The organism is Compostimonas suwonensis (genome assembly GCF_002797855.1).
GTDB classification, from domain to species: Bacteria; Actinomycetota; Actinomycetes; order Actinomycetales; family Microbacteriaceae; genus Compostimonas; species Compostimonas suwonensis.
This window is the reverse complement of sequence record NZ_PGFB01000005.1, coordinates 46,273-62,813: the sequence shown is the minus strand read 5'-3', so window position 1 is coordinate 62,813 and position 16,541 is coordinate 46,273. Positions and strand designations below refer to the sequence as shown.

Sequence of the window (16,541 nt, the reverse complement as noted above, 5' to 3'; positions counted from 1 at the left end):
GCGCACCTGTCTTCCGACAGCCCATCCACCGGAGGACAACGCCATGCCGACTCTGACCGACCCGCTCGCGGACGCCAAGGAGAGCGCCGTCGCGCTGCGTGGCCTCGCGCACGCCACGCGGGACATGCCGCCGACCAGCACCTACCCGGTCCTCGGCGAGCTGATCGCCGGCACCCGGTCGCTGCGGCAGGTGCTCGACCAGCTCACCCGCAGCCACGTCGACGCCCATGAGCTCGCCCGCACCGACGACGGCGACCCGTTCCTCGGCCGGGTCTACGCGCTCGCCGCCGCCGACGCACTCAACCTCGCCGCGAACGCGCTCGACGAGGTGCAGGTGCGGCTCGACCTGGCTTCGCAGCACGCCTCCCGGATCGCCTGGCAGCCCGCCGGCGTCGACCTGGCCGGGATCGCCGTCGACGGCCCGACCCGCGCGCCGGAGGCGGCGCCACGGTGGGTGAGCGTCGTGTTCCTCCAGGGCGAGGAGGCCGACGAGGTGCTGACCCTCATCGACCGGGACGGACCCGACGCGGCCGTCGCGCACCTGGCCCAGTGGGACTACGGGCGGGAGACGACCGACGCAGCCCTGGTCAACGGGTACGTCTACGACGCCCCGCCCGTCGGGGCGCTGGACCGCTCGGTCACGGTCGCCGAGTACACGCTGACCTACAACCCGACCCTCGGGCACGTCAGCCTGCTGCGAACGCATGACGCCCCGCCGGACCCGGCGCTCGCCGAGCCCGCGCCGGTCGTGCCGGCCGGGCGGACGCGGCCCGCCGACCCGCGCCTGTTCGGTGCTGCCGCGCAGAGCGCACGGCCCGGTCAGGGCCTCGCGCTGTGACCGGTCAGGATGACGGACGCCTGCACACCAGCGTGCTCGTCTCGCCGCAGAACGAGCGCCGCAAGCACCGCAAGGCCCGCGCGCGGGCCGCAGCGGAGCTGCTCGCCGAGCAACAGCGCGCCCGCAAGCTGCAGGCGCACCAGCGGTGGGAGGCCGAGCGTACCGAACGCCGACGCACCACCTACCTCCCGCCTGCCGGGGAGGCCGGCCCGGCGGCGCTGCGCACCCCCGGCCGGTTGCGGCTGCCGCGCCACCAGGACACTTCGGCGACGCTGGCCGGGGCGTACCCGTTCCTCGCCGAAGGCGGCCTCGGCTCCGCCGGTGTCTTCGTCGGGCAGGATCTCTACTCCGGCGGCAGTTTCGTCTACGACCCGTGGGTCTTATACGCGCGTGGCGTCATCACGGCCCCGAACATCGTCGTGGCCGGGATCGTTGGCTCGGGCAAGTCGTCCCTGGTGAAGTCCCTCTACACGAGGTCGATCGCGTTCGGACGTCGCGTGTACGTGCCGGGCGACCCCAAGGGAGAGCACACCGCGGTCGCCGAGGCTGTCGGCGGCAAGGCGATCGTGCTCGGGCACGGGCTGCGCAACCGGCTCAACCCGCTCGACGAGGGGCACCGGCCTTCCGACGTGTCCGACAGCGAATGGGCGACCCAGGTCGCCGCACGCCGCCGTGACCTGATCGGTGCGCTGACCGAGACGGTGCTGGACCGGCGGCTGACCCCGCTGGAGCACACCGCGATCGACATCGCCCTGGCCGACGCCGTGCGATCGGCCGAGACGCCGATCCTGCCGATGGTCGTGGACCGCATCCTGAACCCGGCTGCTGCTGACGACCCGGACGGACGTCTCGCCGAGGACGGACGTCTGGCCGGGCACGCGCTGCGCCGGCTCGTCGCCGGCGACCTCGCCGGGCTGTTCGACGGCCCCTCGACCGTCAGCTTCGACCCGTCGCTGCCGATGGTCAGCCTCGACCTATCCCGCGTCGCGGAGAACAGCACCCTGATCTCGGTGCTGATGACGTGCTCCTCGGCGTGGATGGAGGCCGCGCTGTTGGACCCGAACGGCGGGCAACGGTGGGTGATCTACGACGAGGCATGGCGGCTCATGTCCCATGCCCCGCTGCTGCGCCGCATGGACGCACAATGGCGGCTCGCCCGTCACTACGGCATCGCAAATGCGCTCGTGTTCCACAAGCTCACCGACCTGGACAACGTAGGCGACAGCGGCTCGGCGATGCGCGCCCTGGCCTCCTCGCTGCTCGCCAATGCGGAGACGAGGATTATCTACCGCCAGGAGAGCGACCAACTCGGCGTCACCGGCGAGATCCTCGGGCTGACCGGCACCGAGCAGAAACTGCTGCCCACCCTCGGCACCGGGCAAGGGCTCTGGCGAGTCAAGGATCACTCCTACGTCACGCAGCATCAGCTGCACCCGGCCGAGCTCGAACTGTTCAACACGGCCACCCGCATGACCGGGGAACCCCGTAAGTTCACGATTCCTGAAGTCGGTTGATGCAGGAACTCACGGCATGAGGGCCTGGTTCAGGGTATCTGGGGCCGTGAGTTCCGTGGCTTGTAGGGGGGTGATGGTTGTGTCGATGCGGACGGCAGGATCGGCGGGCTGTGCAAGACCGTGATCGGCGTGGGGCTCAGATACGTCAGCGCCTGCTGTATAGTCATCTCATGCTGACTATTGCTTCGCGGTTGGATGTGATGAACCGGCTGGGCCGGGCGATGGCCGACCCGACCCGGTCGCGGATTCTGATGACACTGCTGGACGGGCCGAGCTATCCGGCGGTGCTGTCGCGGAGTCTGGAACTGACCCGATCGAACGTGTCGAACCATCTGGCGTGTCTGCGGGACTGTGGGATCGTGGTGGCCGAGCCGGAGGGCCGCCAGACGCGTTACGAGATCGCCGACCCGCACCTGGCCGCCGCGCTGGATGCGCTGGTGGAGGTCACGCTGGCTGTGGACGAGAACGCGCCGTGCATCGACCCGGCGTGCTCGGTCGTCGGCTGCTGCGAGCCGGGAGCGATCGCGTGAGCACGATGACTGGCTCCCAGGTCGCGCAGCTCGACGATGACGACGATGACGACCGGCCGTGGTGGCGGAGTCCGAGCGTCCTGATCCCGATCGGCTCCGGTGTCGCGTTCGCCGCGGGGCTGGTGTGCGAGTGGACCGGCGCGGATCTCGCCGCCCTCGTGCTGTTCTGGATCGGCCTGCTGCTGGGCGCGTCCACGTTCGTGCCGGGTGCGCTGCGGAAGCTGTTCACGCGGGGCAAGCTCGGCATCGGGCTGCTGATGACGATCAGCGCGGTGGGCGCGGTGATTCTCGGCTATGTCGAGGAGGCCGCGGCGCTGGCGTTCCTGTACTCCATCGCGGAGGCGCTGGAGGACAAGGCGATGGACCGCGCCCGCGCGGGCCTGCGGGCGCTGCTGAAGCTGGTGCCCGAGACGGCGCTGGTCAAGCGAGGTGACGCCACGGCCGAGGTCGAGGCGAAGGAGCTGCGCGTCGGCGACCTGCTGGTGATTCGACCTGGCGAGCGGATCGCCACCGACGGGATCGTGCGGGTCGGGCGCAGCAGCCTGGACACGTCCGCGATCACCGGCGAGTCGATCCCGGTCGAGGTCGAGCCCGGCGACGCGGTATCGGCCGGGTCGATCAACACCTCCGGCGTGCTCGAGGTCGAGGCCACCGCGGACGGCACCGACAACTCCCTGACCACGATCGTGGAGCTGGTGGAGCAGGCCCAGGCCGAGAAGGGCGACCGCGCCCGCCTGGCCGACCGGATCGCTCGCCCCCTCGTGCCGGGCGTGATGATCCTCGCCGTGCTCGTGGCCCTGCTCGGGTCGCTGCTGACCGGCGATGTCGAACTGTGGATCACCCGCGCGCTGGTTGTGCTGGTCGCGGCGTCGCCGTGTGCGCTGGCGATCGCCGTTCCCGTGACCGTGGTCTCCGCGATCGGGGCGGCTTCCAAGTTCGGCGTCGTGGTGAAGTCCGGCGCCGCGTTCGAGCGGTTCGGCGGCATCCGGCACTTGGCCGTCGACAAGACCGGGACGCTGACCCGCAACGAGCCCACTGTGAGCCGCGTCGTCACCACCGACGTGGCCGAGGACGAGGTGCTCGCATGGGCGGCGAGCCTGGAGGCGCACAGCACGCACCCGCTGGCCGCCGCGATCACCAACGCCGTCCGGCAACCTCCGACCGCGCAGGAGGTCACGGAGACGGCAGGGCACGGCATCACCGGGACGCTGGGCGGTGCCCGGCTCGCCGTGGGAAGCCCCCGCTGGCTCGACGCCGGAACGCTGGCCGGCGAGGTCGAGGCGATGGAATCTGAGGGAATGACCGTCGTCATTGTCCACCGCGAGGGCGTGCCGGTGGGCGCCGTCGGGGTCCGGGACGAGTTGCGCCCCGAAGTCCCGGAGGTGATCGCGACGCTCCTCAAGCGAGGAGTGGGAGTGACGATGCTCACCGGCGACAACGCCCGCACCGCCGCCGCCCTGGCCGCACAAGCCGGCATCACCGATGTCCGCGCCGAGCTGCGCCCCGAGGACAAGGCCACCGCCGTCGCCGCGCTGTCGAAGTCCCAGCCCACCGCCATGATCGGCGATGGCATCAACGACGCCCCCGCGCTGGCCGCCGCCGACCTGGGAATCGCGATGGGAGCCAAGGGAGCCGACGCGGCGATCGAATCCGCCGACGTCGCGTTCACCGGCCACGACCTGCGCCTCATCCCGCAGGCCCTCGCCCACGCACGCCGCGGCCGCAGCATCATCAACCAGAACGTGGTGCTCTCCATCCTCATCATCGCCGCCTTGCTGCCACTGGCGATCCTCGGAGTGCTTGGCCTGGCCGCCGTCGTCCTCGTCCACGAGATCGCCGAAGTCGTGGTCATCCTCAACGGTCTGCGGGCAGCCCGACGGCGGAAGGCATGAGTCGCCCTTTCGACCGCGGGATCGCCCCAGCGGCAACGAGTGCGACGGACACGGAGGCGACGATTCCCCGCCGCGCCGCGCCGCGACGGGCCGCGTCCGGCCGCGCTGGTTCCTGCTCGCCTGCGCCCGCCGCGCCGGTCGATCAGGGCACCAAGACCATCGCGCAACTCAGCGAGCACGAGCGCTTCTCGCCGGTGGGCAACGTGCTCGGCCTGCAACTCGCGTTCAACCCCGGCACCGTCATGTCCCTCGGCACCAACGCGACCTGGATGCTCGTCGGGGGCGGCGCGATCGGGAACCTTCTCGACCGGCTCCTCGCCAGCTCGCCGCGCTCAACGTCGGCTCCTAGACCAGCACCCTCGCGCGCTGGCTCTCCCACGCTTGCGCGGCGACCTGCACCGCGTCCCACGGTGAGCCCAGCGGCGGCGTGTAGGAGAGGTCAAGGTCGGCGAACTGCTCGATAGTCAGCCCGGCGTAGAGGGCGGTGGCGAAGGTGTCGACGCGCTTGGCGACCTCGGTGCCGCGCCTGCCGACGAGTTGCGCGCCGAGCAGTCTCCCGTCGCCGGTGTCGCCGGTGATGCGGAAGTGGATCGGGTGCGCGCCGGGGTAGTAGCGCTTGTGGTCGTCCGCCGCAGAGCTCACCGTCGCGGGCGCGTACCCGGCGGCGATCGCCTCGTGGTCACGCAGGCCGGTGCGGGCAGCGATGAGGTCGAAGACCTTCACGACCTGGGTGCCGACCGAGCCGGCGAAGGCCCGGTCACCGCCGAGGGCGTTCTCCCCGGCGATGCGGCCCTGCTTGTGGCTCGTCGTGCCCAGCGGCAAGTAGGTCACCCCGAGCAGGCGGTGATGGGTGATGATGCCGTCCCCGGCGGCCCAGACGTGCGGGAGGCCGGTGCGCATGTGCTCGTCGACCACGACCCCGCGGCCCGCGCCGAGGCTCGCGCCGGCCTGCTCGAGCAGCTCGGTGTTCGGCCGCACCCCGACGACGACCAGCACGAGGTCCGCGGTCTGCGTGAACGGCTGCCCGTCGCGGGTGCCCGTGACGGTGAGCCCGGCTGGGGTCTTCTCGATCCCGGTCACGGTCGAGCCGGTGACCACCTCGACGCCGTGGGTCGTGAGTTCCTCGTGGACGAAGGCGCCGAGCTCGGGGTCGAGGGTGGAGAGCACTTCGGGGCCGCGCTGGAGCTGGACGACGGTCATGCCGCGGGCGATGAACGCCTCGGCCATCTCCAGGCCGACGTAGCCGGCGCCGACGATGATCGCCGACTGCGGCTGCCGGGCGGTGAGGTCGTGATCGAGGGCGAAGGTGTCGCCCATCGAGTGGATGACATGCACCCCGTCCGCCGGGGTCAGCACCTCCAGGCCGGTGATGCCGGCGTGGGACGGGAGGGCGCCGGTGCCGACGATCAGCTCGTCGTAGGCCAGCTCCTCGAACGCGCCGTCCGGGGTGCGGACGGTGAGCCGGCGACCTGCGACGTCGATGCCCGTGGCGAAGGTGTTCAGCCGCAAGCTCATGCCGGTGGCTTCCAGGTCGGCGCTGGTGCGGTGCGCGAGCGACTGCCAGGGCTGCACTTCGCCGGTGAAGTAGTAGGGGATGCCGCAGATGGAGAAGTTCGGGTACTCGTCTGCGACCACGACGGTCACGTCGGTGTCAGGGTCGAGCTCGCGGGCGCGCAGGGCGGCGGAGATGCCGGCGTCGGAGCCGCCGATGGCGATCAGGTGGGTCATGGCTGGGCCTTTCGATTCGGGAAGAGCAGGAGCACGAGGCCAACGCCGGCGGCGGCGCCGACGAGCTGGGCGGCGAGGAACCACAGTGCGGAGGTCGGGGCGATGCCGGCGAAGGTGTCGGTGAAGATCCGGCCGATGGTCACGGCGGGGTTGGCGAAGGAGGTCGAGGAGGTGAACCAGTACGCGGCGCCGATGTAGGCGCCGACCGCGGGGGCGACCACGGCGCTGCGGCCGGTGCGGGCCAAGGCGAAGATCAGCAGCACCAACCCGGCGGTGGCGACGACTTCGCCGAGCAGGTGGCCCGCCGAGAGGCGATCGGTCGTGGACACCGCCGTCGGCGCCTGGAACATGAGGTTCGCGAGGATCGCGCCGCCGATGCCGCCGGTGACCTGCGCGACGAGGTAGACCACGATCTCGGAGGGAGCGTGGCGGGTGCCGAGGAAGCGGTCGGCGAGGGTGACGACGGGGTTGAGGTGCGCGCCGCTGACGGGTTGGAAGATCAGGATGAGCACCGTCAGCCCGAGCGCCGTCGCCAGCGAGTTCTCCAGCAGCTGCAGCCCGACGTCGTCTGGCGAGAGACGCTGGGCGGCGATGCCGGAGCCGACCACGACGGTCACCAGCAGGCCGGCGCCGAGGAACTCGGCGACCGCGCGCCGCCACAACGGGGCGGGGGCGGATGTCGTGCTCTTTTCGTGGGTCACCTTGACGACGATACATTGCTCAGTCACTATTGAGGTAATGAACATTGAGCGAACTGACCTGGCGGGGCGGGTGGCGCGATATGCGGCGCTGGCCGATCCGGTGCGGCTGCGGATCATGGACCTGCTCACCCTCGGCGATGCCGCCCCGGTCGAGCTGCAAGCCGAGCTCGGCGTCTCCTCCAGCCTGCTCGCGCACCACCTGAACCAGCTCGAGCACGCCGGGCTGTTGCTGCGGACGCGGTCGGAGGCCGACCGGCGCCGCACCTACCTCCACCTCGCCCCCGGCGCCTTCACGGGGCTGACCCCGTCGCCGGCCCTCGGCGTGCGGCGGGTGGTGTTCGTCTGCACCGGCAACTCCGCACGCTCGCAGCTCGCCGCCGCGCTCTGGCACGACGCCAGCGACATCCCGGTCGCCTCCGCCGGCACGCACCCGGCAGACGCCATCGAGCCGGGCGCGATCGCCGCCGCCGACCGGCACGGCCTCACTCTCCGTGCCGCCCGACCGCGGACGCTGGCCGAGGTGCTGGACGTCGACGACTTCGTGGTCACGGTCTGCGACACCGCCCACGAGGAACTCGCCGGCGAGGGCCGGGTGCATTGGTCGGTGCCCGACCCGGTGCGCGACGGATCGGATGCCGCATTCGATGCCGCCTTCGAGGACATCGCCGCCCGTATCCAGAGCCTTGCCCCGAGGCTGACCACGACGAAGGGATGACGACGATGTCACCGCACCAGGAACCGCACGCCACGATCACGATCGACCAGGAGGCAGCCCTCGCCTCCGGCGCGGAGCGGCTGACCCGGGAGTTCGACGGCACATTCGGGCGGGAGACGATCGACCGTTTCCTGCACGCCTCCTACACCGACCTCGCCCAGCGTGCGACCGTGCCGAACTACCTGCCGCTGCTGACCGAGAAGTTCGCCAGGCAACGCCTGCGCGCCCTCGCCAAAGTCGACGGGCTCCACGTCGACGGAAAGCCGACGGTGCTGTTCCTGTGCGTGCACAACGCCGGCCGCTCGCAGATGGCCCTCGGCTTCTTCCAGCACCACGCCGGCGAGCACGCCGTCGGCTGGTCCGGCGGCTCCGAACCCGGCCACGAGGTCAGCCCGGTCGCCGTCGAGGTGATGGCCGAGCGCGGCATCGACATCGCCGGCGAGTACCCCAAGCCCTGGACCGACGAGGTCGTGCGCGCCGCAGACGTGGTGATCACGATGGGCTGCGGCGACGCCTGCCCGGTGTTCCCCGGCAAACGCTACGAGGAATGGACCCTGCCCGACCCCGCCGGATGGACCCCGGAGGGCGTCCGGCCGGTGCGCGACGAGATCGAGGCTCGCGTCCTGAACCTGCTCGCCGAGCTCGGCGTCCCCGCGAGAACCTAGACCGCAGTACCCGCGGGGGCACGTCCGAGCTGGATCACCTGCGGCGCTGCGGGTGCGCAGCAGGCGCCGCCCTTGGCTCCGGTCGGGTCGTCGAACAGTCCCGCGCCGCCGCACACGCCCGTGCCCGGCAGCACCAGCTCGCTCCGGGCCGCAGCCTCGTGGTCACCGGCGAGCTCGGCGACGACGCTGCGAACCTGCTCGTACCCAGTGAGGGCGAGGAAGGTCGGGGCGCGGCCGTAGGACTTGGCCCCCACGATGAAGAGGCCCGGCTCGGGCTGGGCCAGGTCCACAGCGCCGGTGGCGCGCACCGAACCACAAGAGTGGATGTTCGGGTCGATGTCCGCCGCGATCCGCACCGGCGCCTGCAACCGGGCATTCAGCTCCAGCCGCACCTCGGACAGGATCGACAGATCCGGCCGGAACCCGGTCAGCACCACCACCCGATCCGCGGGCTCGAGCACGCGCCCGTCCTCGGCAACCAGCACCGCACCCTGATCGGCGGTGTCGATCCGCTCGATACGGAACCCGGTCACCAGGCTCACGAGGCCCTGGTCGACCGCGGTGCGAGCGCGCTGGCCGAGTGCGCCACGCTCGGGAAGCTCGTCCGCCTCCCCGCCGCCGAACGTGTCGCCGACCGTCCCGCGGCGCAGCACCCAGGTGATCCGAGGGTCCGGGTGCTGGCGGGCGATGCGGGCCAGCTCGGTGATCGCCGTCGCCGCGGAGTGCCCATTGCCGACCACCACCGTGTGCCGCCCCGCATACGGCTCGGCGTCGGCGAACGACGGAATCCGATACGTGAGGAATCCGGCCGCGGCGGTCTCGCCGAGCGCAGGCAGCCCGTCGGCACCGGCAGGATTCGGGCTCGTCCAGGTGCCCGAGGCGTCGATCACCGCCTGCGCCTCGATCCGCGACTGCGAGCCGTCGGCCTCCTCGACGTGAATCACGAACGGCTGCTCGGCGCGCCCGGCATCCACCAGCAGGTCACGTCCCTTGCGACCGACGCCGGTGACCCTTGCGCCGTAGCGGACGCGATCCCCAAGAACCTGCGCGAGGGGCGCGAGGTATCCGGTGATCCAGGCGCCGCCGGTCGGATACCCCCGCTCGGGTCGCTGCCACCCGGAAGGCTCGAGCAGCCGAGCCGCGGCGGAGTCGACGAGCTCGGGCCACTCCGAGAACAGCCGCACATGCCCCCACTCCGCCACCGCCGCCGCGGGACCCGCGCCCCTCTCCAGCACCAGCGGTTCCAGGCCGCGCTCCCGCAGATGCGCTGCGGCGGCCAGCCCCTGCGGTCCCGCGCCGATCACCACGACAGGAAGATCCACCACCCACTCCTCACATCGACTAACATCAATACATCGAGAATCCTCGATACATCGACAGATGTCAATACGACTGGGAGGATGAGCACCGTGACCATCGCGCTCCCGCTCCTCACCGAAGACGGCACCGCGTGCTGCGGCACTGTGGCCGGTGGCGCGCTCGAATCGGAGCAGGCCGAACGGATCGCCCGCGTGTTCAAGGCTCTCGGCGACCCCACCCGGGTCAAGCTCCTGTCCCTGATCGGCGGCAGCGACACCGGGGAGATGTGCATCTGCGACCTCACCGACCCCGTCGGCCTTGCCCAGCCCACCGTCTCGCACCACATGAAGCAGCTCGTCGAAGCCGGCCTTGCCACCCGCGAGCAGCGCGGCAAGTGGGCCTACTTCCGCGTCGTCGACGGCGCCCTCCAGAACGCAGCCCGCACCCTCCTGCCCGAATGATCCGCGTCGGCATCCGTCCGATGACGCCCGCGGACTGGCCTGCCGTCGAGCACATCTACCGTGAAGGCATCGCCACCGGGCACGCCACGTTCGAGGCAGAGCCACCCGACTGGGATGGCTTCGACAGCGGCAAGCTCCCCGATCTGCGCCTCGTCGCCACAGACACCGACGGCCTCGTCGTGGGGTGGGCGGCCGCCAGCCCCGTGTCATCGCGGCCGGTGTACCGCGGCGTGGTCGAGCACTCGATCTACATCGCCGATGCCGCCCGTGAGCAAGGCGCCGGAGCCGCCCTCCTGGAAGCGTTCATCGCTGCCGCGGACACGGCCGGCATCTGGACCATCCAGTCGTCGATCTTCCCCGAGAACACCGCGAGTCTGCGCCTGCACGACCGCCACGGGTTCCGCACGGTGGGCACCCGCGAACGTATCGCGCTTATGGGTTACGGCCCGTTGGCTGGCACTTGGCGCGACACTGTGCTGATCGAGCGCCGTCGATCAGGCGACTGAGGTCAGTCCGGCCGGTGGCCGCTGAGGTCGGGGTCGAGGACGCCGAGGTAGCGGGCGACCGACTCGATGCCGATCCCGAACAGGTCGCTGATGCGGCGGACGTCGCCGCCGCTGGCCTGGACTTCGTGCAGGACGCGGTCGGTGCGCAGCGTCTGCGCGGAGATGCCGGCCTTGAGCCAGGGGAACTGCCGGCTCGGGGCGCTGAGCCGTGGCGCGGTCTGCATCGTGACGAACAGGTGCGGGTTCATCGTGCGCGGCCATCTCGTTGCTCGGTGGTCGAGCCGGGTCCGCAGCCGGGCTCGCACCGGCTCGGCCAGCGGGATCACGCGCCCGTCAGGCAGGGTGAGCCGGCCGTCGATGATGTCGGTGAGCTGCAGCGCACGAATCTGGAGGTTGGTCAGGCCGTGGAAGGCGACGATCGAGGTGGCGAGGGCGACCGCTGGATCTGAGTGGTTCAGGGCGGCGAGGATCGTCTCGGTGTCGGCCGGCAGCGGTGTGCTGCGGCGCGGCTCGGTCAGGGGCATGCCGGTCGTCGGGTCGGCGAAGATCGCATTGCGTCCCTTGAGGATGCCGAACAGGGCACGGAATCCGCGCTCGGCCCAGTGCCGCTTACCTGCGTCGGCGGGCAGGGAGTCGAGCAGCAGCTCGGGGCTGATCTCGGCGAGCGACTCGATGCCGTCTTCGGCCCAGGCGGTGACGATCGGGGCGATGCCGAGGATCTGAATCTTCACCGTGGCCGGGTCGCGGGGCTTCCGCCGCGGTGGGATAGGACTGCCGTGGATCATGATGTCGAACCAGAGCTCGAGCTGGGTCCGCATCGCCGGCGGGAGGCCGGCGAACTTGCCGTCGAAGTAGCGGTCGATGTGCGGGGTGCGGTCGTCGATGAGCAGGCCGGCGGCGTCGAGGACATCGAGGGTGGAGACGATGTTGCCCTCGGCGTCATAGCGGCGCAGCCGGATCACTTCGGTGGCGCGGACCATCGTCGTGCCGTCGGGGGCGAGGATCTGGAGCATCTTCAAGGAGCGACGGACCTGATTGGTCTGCCGGTTCGACCAGCCGAACTGCCGGGCGTGCTCGAACACGATCCCGTCGGTGCGGTAGGTCCAGTCGCGGGCCTGCGCGGTCGCCCGCTGCCGGAGCACCTCGGGGTCCGGTGCGAGCTCGAACAGCGCCGGCTGCTCCCAGGCGCTCGCTTCGGCATCGAGCACGATCCGCGACGCCCGCGTGGACTGTGCGGGCAGGGGCAGCTTGCGGCGGGCGGGCATGTTGGCGAAGAACAGCTGGAGCCCGTGCCGGGTGCCTTCGTCGAGGTCGATGTCGCGGCCGGGCTGCTGGATACGTCGCGCGGATTCGATGCAGAGCCGGCAGGCGCCACGTTCGCCGATCGGGAGGCGACGATGGCAGTAGCGGCAGTCGCCGAGCGGGTTGTGGCTCGCCCACCAGGCGCAATGCCGGCATCGCCACTGATGTCCGCGATAGACGCCCCAGGCGTAGCAGTCCTTGCACTGACCGATGTAGTGCGGGCTGCCGGGGTGGCACCGCTCGCACAGGCCCTGACTGAAGTAGTCCGGCGAGCCGCACCGCTCGCACGACGGAGCGGGGAACGGGCCGCCGGGGAGGCAGCCGTAGCAGTAGTCGACGCTCGGCCAGTGCCAGGCCGCGCGGTTCACGCCGCAGGTGAAACAGAACTTCGGCGGCCGGAACCGGGAGGTCACTCCCGGTTTGGTGCTCACAGCGGCGGCTCGGGCCGCTTGCCGTTGTAGCGGGGCTTGACGATCGACGGCGAGCCGTTCGCTGCCTGCTCCTCGGCCGCTTTCGCAGGTCGCCGCGCTGCCGCGGCGCCCAGTTCGGCGGTCAACAGGTCGCCGGGAGTGCAGTCCAGCACCAGGCAGATCACGTCGAGGTCGTCGAGCCGCAGCGTGGTCGGGGTGCCGGTCCAGAGGCCCGACATCTTCCCGACGCTCATCTCCAGGCCGGCGTCCGCGAGCAGTCGCCGCAGCTCCGAGGACTTCCAGATGCCGCGTTCGGCGGCGGCCATGCGCAGGTTCCATTTCATGGGTTCAGACTCTCCCTCCGAATCGGGTCTCCAGCCGCCGGTTCGCGGTCAGCCACGCTTGCTCGACGTGGTCGCTGGAGACGTGGATGTAGCGGGTCGTGGTGGATAGCCACTCATGCCCGAGGATCTCCTGGATCGCTTTCAGATCCATACCCGCGCCGTACAGCGACGAGGCGCAGTAGTGCCGCAGGACGTGCGGGGTCATCCGGCCGACCCAGGCCGGCAGGAACACGACGGTCTGCGCTTTGAGTCCTTGGCGCAGCACGTCGTCGCTCGCCCGTGAGCAGCGTCCGAGGTCCTGGTCGAACCGCTCCGAGGGAATCATCGGCGCGTCGGGGTTGTCCCAGTCCGGGCCGAACAGGTGCCGCACCTCCGCGAGCCACCAGTCGATCAGCCGGTCGGCGCCGTTGATCGCCGGCACCAGGCGCGGCTTCACGCCGCGGCCGCGCGAGCCCTTCCCGAAGCGGACGTGGAGTTTGCCGAACTCGCTCAGGTCAGGCCGCCAGTCGCGGATGTCGAGTTTGGCACTCTCGTTGATCCGCAGCCCCAGGCGCCGCCAGAGCGATGCGGCGAAGTAGTCCCGCGCCGCCGGAAGGAACTTCCGCGCGCTCGACAGCGAGCTGCGCCATCCCGCGAACAGATGGTCGACCTCGGTGTCCGACGGCGGCACGCGGATCTTGCCGAGCGAGTTGTTCGACTGGCGGTTGTACTCGTCGATGGGCTGCTCGAGGACGAACCCGGTCAGCGCATGCACGTCGGCCTGGTAACGGGCGATCGCGAAGTCGTAGAACTGCGCGAGCGTCTTTGCCTTGCCCGCCCGCGTGCTCACAGCCAGTCCCGCCCGACGCAGGCCCGCGAGGAAGCGATCGGCGTCGTCCGGCGCCGCGGTCCAGAGCGGGGCGGCGAGGCTCTGCCGGAACTCGAACACCGCGGCCCGCGAGGACTGGATGTGCCCGTCGGTCAGGCCGGCCGCTGCCATCGCCAGGGCGAACTGGTCGACGAGCTCCTGCTCGAAGTCGGCCACGTCCTGCTCGTCGCGGAAGCCGCGGGCGCTGCCGATGCTTCGCACGACGGCGAGCTTCATGAGCCCGTCAGTTCATCGGCACCGCGCATACGTCAATAATAGGCAGATTCTTTCAGGAATCGTGAACTCTCTACAGGAATCGTGTAGGGGTGGCGATCCCTGCGTACCTCGCTCCTATGAGAGATCGAGGGAGCAGATGGCCGAACGAACTCACGGCAGTTGGGACAGGCGTGGCGTGAAGCCCCGCTACCGGCGCGGCAGCGACGCGGCCGACGAGCCCGACAACACGGCGATGACCGCCCAGCCGATCATCCACGTCCCGCACGTCCGGGTCGACGTCGCACCCGACGGTGCCCTGGCCGTCACGGTCGACGGCGCTCCGCTCACCCCACCGGAGGCGCTGTCGCCGCTGCGGCGCGACACCTTCGGGGCGCTCGCCGACCACCTCACCACCGCCCTCAACGGGCCGATCCGCGTCGAGGTGTGTGAGGCGGACGGCTCGACCTTCACCGACATCCTCACGCCACCGCGCCGCCGGAGCCGCTTCGCCCCTCCCGAGCCTGCCTTTCCCCAGCAGGCTTCGGCTCCGGCGGCTGCGGTCCCTGCGCTGCTCGAGGTGAGCGCGGACGGGTTCGTGCCCGGCGAGGACGTCGCCCTGGCCGTCATCGTCGCCCACTCCGACGCCGGCCCGACCGGGCACGGCCGCGCCCTGCTGCAACGGCACCTGCTCGAGCTGGCCCCGACACGCGAGGTGCTGCTGCTAGGCCGCATCTCCGGCACCCTGTCCGTCCACCATCCCGACCGGGACCGCCCGTGAGCACGACGACGGGACGCGGCCCCGAAGACCTGCTCGCGAACCTCGGCATCGGCCTACTCGTCGCCGTCGCCGGATTCGCCGGGGTGCTTCGGGTCGCCGGGGCGATCGCGGCGTTCCTGACCGGGGCGCCACAGCCGGCAGGCGGCATCGAGGCCGGCCTCGGCGTGCTGCTGCGTCCCGGCGACCCCGGCGATCCACTGGGCGCGCCGAGGCTGAACCCGGTCGTCTACTGGATCGTCACGGCCCTGCTGCTCGCCGTCCTCGGCGTCGCAGGCTGGTGGGGCTGGTCGCTGCTGCGCCGGCACTCGACGACGACCCGCCGCGACCCACACCGCATCCAGGGCACCGCGACCGGAGCGGAGGTCGCCCAGGCCGCCTCCAGCCGGGCGCTTCTGCGCCGCGCCTCCACGCTTCGCCCGTCCCTCTCGGAGCCGAAGCCGGCCGACGTCGGCTACCTGCTCGGCCGCTCGCACGGGCGCCAAGTGTGGGCGTCGGTGGAGGACAGCATCCTGCTGATCGGCCCGCCTCGGGCGGGCAAGGGCATGTTCGTCGCGATCAACGCCATCCTCGACGCCCCGGGCGCGGTCGTGACCACCTCGACCCGACCCGACAACCTCACCGCAACGCTTCGCGCAAGGCTCCGGCGCGGCCCCGTCGCGGTGTTCGACCCGCAGCACCTGGCCGAAGGCGTGCCGGCGGGGCTGCGCTGGTCGCCCGTGCGCGGCTGCGAGACCCCGCTGACGGCGATGATCCGTGCGACGGGCCTGGCCGCCGGCACCGGGCTTTCCTCGGGCGGAGTCGAGGGCGGCGGGTTCTGGGAGGGCAAGACACGCACCGCGCTCCAGGCGCTGCTGCACGCCGCGGCTCTCGACGGCCGCGGGGCCGCCGAGCTGTTCCGCTGGACCCTGGACCCGACTGCCGCCGCCGAGGCCGTCGCGATCCTCACCGCCCACCCGCAGGCGGCGACCGGATGGGCCGAGTCGCTGGAGGCGATGATCCACGCCGACCCCCGCACCCGCGACTCGATCTGGCAAGGCGTCTCCCTCGCGTTGAGCTGCCTGGCCGACCCGCGCGTGCTGGAAGCGGTCACCCCGCGCCCCGGCGAGGACTTCGACCCCGCGGCGTTCCTCACCCAGCGCGGGACGCTCTACCTGCTGGCGACCTCCGCGGGCGCCGGCGGTTCCTCGGCGCTGGTGTCCGCGTTCGTCGAAGACCTTGTGGAGACCGCCAGGCACCTGGCCGCGACCTCACCCGGCGCTCGCCTGGACCCGCCGCTGCTGCTCGCGCTGGACGAGATCGGGAACCTCGCGCCCCTGCCGAGCCTGCCCACGCTGATGGCGGAGGGGGGCGGCACCGGGATCACGACCATGCCCGTGTTGCAATCCCTCGCCCAGGCGCGGGAGAAGTGGGGCGAAAACGCCGCCGCGGCGATCTGGGACGCCTCCATCGTCAAGATCGTCCTCGGCGGCGCGTCCGGCTCACGCGACCTGCAAGACCTGTCGACCCTCATCGGGGAGCGGGACGAGACCACCCACTCGGACACGATCGGCGACCGCGGATCGCGCTCCTCGCAACGCTCCGTGCGCCGCGTGGCCGTGATGCCGCCCGAGACGATCAGAACCTTGCCGTTCGGCACCGGGATCACACTGCTGCGCTCGGCCCCGCCCATCGTCACCGATCTGCGGTCGTGGACGAGCCGCGAGGACGCCGCGACGCTGAAGGCCGACCGTGCCGAGATCGAGGCATCGCTGCGTCGTCCCGCATGACTGGCAGCGGGCGCGCACCTGCCTGATGG

At 71.2% G+C, this 16,541-nt stretch carries 16 protein-coding genes; 10 read left to right on the top strand and 6 right to left on the bottom strand.

Features of this window, described 5'->3' with window-relative positions; translation table 11 throughout:
• The first annotated feature begins 43 nt into the window (after window positions 1-43).
• From CLV54_RS13855 to CLV54_RS13840, 4 genes are all read left to right on the top strand, one after another.
• On the top strand, window positions 44-838 hold the full coding sequence (locus CLV54_RS13855; protein WP_100345594.1) for a hypothetical protein: 795 nt from the start codon (window positions 44-46) through the stop codon (window positions 836-838).
• Window positions 835-2,352, top strand: coding sequence for a TraC family protein (locus tag CLV54_RS13850; protein ID WP_100345593.1), 1,518 nt, complete (start codon window positions 835-837; stop codon window positions 2,350-2,352). Before CLV54_RS13855 ends, CLV54_RS13850 begins: the two co-directional genes overlap by 4 nt.
• Window positions 2,353-2,522: 170 nt before the next feature.
• Window positions 2,523-2,882, top strand: a complete 360-nt coding sequence (gene cmtR, locus CLV54_RS13845; protein ID WP_100345896.1) for a Cd(II)/Pb(II)-sensing metalloregulatory transcriptional regulator CmtR — start codon at window positions 2,523-2,525, stop codon at window positions 2,880-2,882.
• Between the two features lie 5 nt (window positions 2,883-2,887).
• Window positions 2,888-4,774, top strand: a complete 1,887-nt coding sequence (locus CLV54_RS13840) for a heavy metal translocating P-type ATPase (protein ID WP_100345895.1) — start codon at window positions 2,888-2,890, stop codon at window positions 4,772-4,774.
• Window positions 4,775-5,119: 345 nt separating this feature from the next.
• Here CLV54_RS13840 and CLV54_RS13835 read toward each other — a convergent pair whose 3' ends face one another.
• Together CLV54_RS13835 and CLV54_RS13830 are read right to left on the bottom strand one after the other, a co-directional pair.
• Complete coding sequence (locus CLV54_RS13835; protein WP_100345592.1) at window positions 5,120-6,502, bottom strand: FAD-dependent oxidoreductase; 1,383 nt, start codon at window positions 6,500-6,502, stop codon at window positions 5,120-5,122.
• On the bottom strand, window positions 6,499-7,203 hold the full coding sequence (locus tag CLV54_RS13830) for an aquaporin (protein ID WP_245861740.1): 705 nt from the start codon (window positions 7,201-7,203) through the stop codon (window positions 6,499-6,501). The genes CLV54_RS13835 and CLV54_RS13830 overlap by 4 nt, the downstream gene beginning before the upstream one ends.
• Window positions 7,204-7,240: 37 nt before the next feature.
• Between CLV54_RS13830 and CLV54_RS13825 the strand changes: the two genes are divergently transcribed.
• Together CLV54_RS13825 and CLV54_RS13820 are read left to right on the top strand one after the other, a co-directional pair.
• Window positions 7,241-7,918: an arsenate reductase/protein-tyrosine-phosphatase family protein gene (locus CLV54_RS13825; RefSeq protein WP_100345591.1), complete on the top strand. Its 678-nt coding sequence runs from the start codon at window positions 7,241-7,243 to the stop codon at window positions 7,916-7,918.
• 5 nt (window positions 7,919-7,923) lie between these two features.
• Window positions 7,924-8,583: an arsenate reductase ArsC gene (locus CLV54_RS13820; RefSeq protein ID WP_205547920.1), complete on the top strand. Its 660-nt coding sequence runs from the start codon at window positions 7,924-7,926 to the stop codon at window positions 8,581-8,583.
• On the opposite strand, the gene CLV54_RS13815 is transcribed toward CLV54_RS13820, so the two are convergent.
• Window positions 8,580-9,908: an NAD(P)-binding domain-containing protein gene (locus CLV54_RS13815; RefSeq protein WP_425430287.1), complete on the bottom strand. Its 1,329-nt coding sequence runs from the start codon at window positions 9,906-9,908 to the stop codon at window positions 8,580-8,582. The two genes, CLV54_RS13820 and CLV54_RS13815, sit on opposite strands and share 4 nt — an antisense overlap.
• A gap of 75 nt (window positions 9,909-9,983) precedes the next feature.
• Here CLV54_RS13815 and CLV54_RS13810 point away from each other — a divergent pair, with 75 nt between their 5' ends.
• Both CLV54_RS13810 and CLV54_RS13805 read left to right on the top strand, forming a co-directional pair.
• Complete coding sequence (locus CLV54_RS13810) at window positions 9,984-10,343, top strand: ArsR/SmtB family transcription factor (protein ID WP_100345588.1); 360 nt, start codon at window positions 9,984-9,986, stop codon at window positions 10,341-10,343.
• On the top strand, window positions 10,340-10,849 hold the full coding sequence (locus CLV54_RS13805; RefSeq protein ID WP_100345587.1) for a GNAT family N-acetyltransferase: 510 nt from the start codon (window positions 10,340-10,342) through the stop codon (window positions 10,847-10,849). Before CLV54_RS13810 ends, CLV54_RS13805 begins: the two co-directional genes overlap by 4 nt.
• Before the next feature lie 2 nt (window positions 10,850-10,851).
• Here the strand turns inward: CLV54_RS13805 and CLV54_RS13800 are convergent, their stop codons facing one another.
• The 3 genes from CLV54_RS13800 to CLV54_RS13790 are packed head-to-tail and all read right to left on the bottom strand — an operon-like array spanning window position 10,852 to window position 13,989.
• Entirely contained in the window at window positions 10,852-12,582 is a 1,731-nt protein-coding gene (locus tag CLV54_RS13800; protein ID WP_245861739.1) for a hypothetical protein, read from the bottom strand.
• Window positions 12,579-12,905, bottom strand: a complete 327-nt coding sequence (locus CLV54_RS13795; protein ID WP_100345585.1) for a helix-turn-helix domain-containing protein — start codon at window positions 12,903-12,905, stop codon at window positions 12,579-12,581. Before CLV54_RS13795 ends, CLV54_RS13800 begins: the two co-directional genes overlap by 4 nt.
• 4 nt (window positions 12,906-12,909) lie before the next feature.
• The gene (locus tag CLV54_RS13790; protein WP_100345584.1) at window positions 12,910-13,989 is read right to left on the bottom strand and encodes a tyrosine-type recombinase/integrase; all 1,080 of its coding nucleotides are present in this window, start codon (window positions 13,987-13,989) and stop codon (window positions 12,910-12,912) included.
• 136 nt (window positions 13,990-14,125) lie between these two features.
• Between CLV54_RS13790 and CLV54_RS13785 the strand changes: the two genes are divergently transcribed.
• Entirely contained in the window at window positions 14,126-14,746 is a 621-nt protein-coding gene (locus CLV54_RS13785; protein WP_245861738.1) for a hypothetical protein, read from the top strand.
• Complete coding sequence (locus CLV54_RS13780; protein WP_100345583.1) at window positions 14,743-16,512, top strand: type IV secretory system conjugative DNA transfer family protein; 1,770 nt, start codon at window positions 14,743-14,745, stop codon at window positions 16,510-16,512. Before CLV54_RS13785 ends, CLV54_RS13780 begins: the two co-directional genes overlap by 4 nt.
• Window positions 16,513-16,541 lie beyond the last annotated feature (29 nt).

Excerpts from the sequence above, each read along its gene's own strand:
- CLV54_RS13855 (WP_100345594.1), top strand. The coding sequence starts at position 44 with ATGCCGACTCTGACCGACCCGCTCGCGGACGCCAAGGAGAGCGCCGTC.
- cmtR (WP_100345896.1), top strand. The coding sequence starts at position 2,523 with ATGCTGACTATTGCTTCGCGGTTGGATGTGATGAACCGGCTGGGCCGG.
- CLV54_RS13840 (WP_100345895.1), top strand. The coding sequence starts at position 2,888 with ATGACTGGCTCCCAGGTCGCGCAGCTCGACGATGACGACGATGACGAC.
- CLV54_RS13835 (WP_100345592.1), bottom strand. The coding sequence starts at position 6,502 with ATGACCCACCTGATCGCCATCGGCGGCTCCGACGCCGGCATCTCCGCC.
- CLV54_RS13825 (WP_100345591.1), top strand. The coding sequence starts at position 7,241 with ATGAACATTGAGCGAACTGACCTGGCGGGGCGGGTGGCGCGATATGCG.
- CLV54_RS13820 (WP_205547920.1), top strand. The coding sequence starts at position 7,924 with ATGTCACCGCACCAGGAACCGCACGCCACGATCACGATCGACCAGGAG.
- CLV54_RS13810 (WP_100345588.1), top strand. The coding sequence starts at position 9,984 with ATGAGCACCGTGACCATCGCGCTCCCGCTCCTCACCGAAGACGGCACC.
- CLV54_RS13805 (WP_100345587.1), top strand. The coding sequence starts at position 10,340 with ATGATCCGCGTCGGCATCCGTCCGATGACGCCCGCGGACTGGCCTGCC.
- CLV54_RS13795 (WP_100345585.1), bottom strand. The coding sequence starts at position 12,905 with ATGAAATGGAACCTGCGCATGGCCGCCGCCGAACGCGGCATCTGGAAG.
- CLV54_RS13790 (WP_100345584.1), bottom strand. The coding sequence starts at position 13,989 with ATGAAGCTCGCCGTCGTGCGAAGCATCGGCAGCGCCCGCGGCTTCCGC.
- CLV54_RS13785 (WP_245861738.1), top strand. The coding sequence starts at position 14,126 with ATGGCCGAACGAACTCACGGCAGTTGGGACAGGCGTGGCGTGAAGCCC.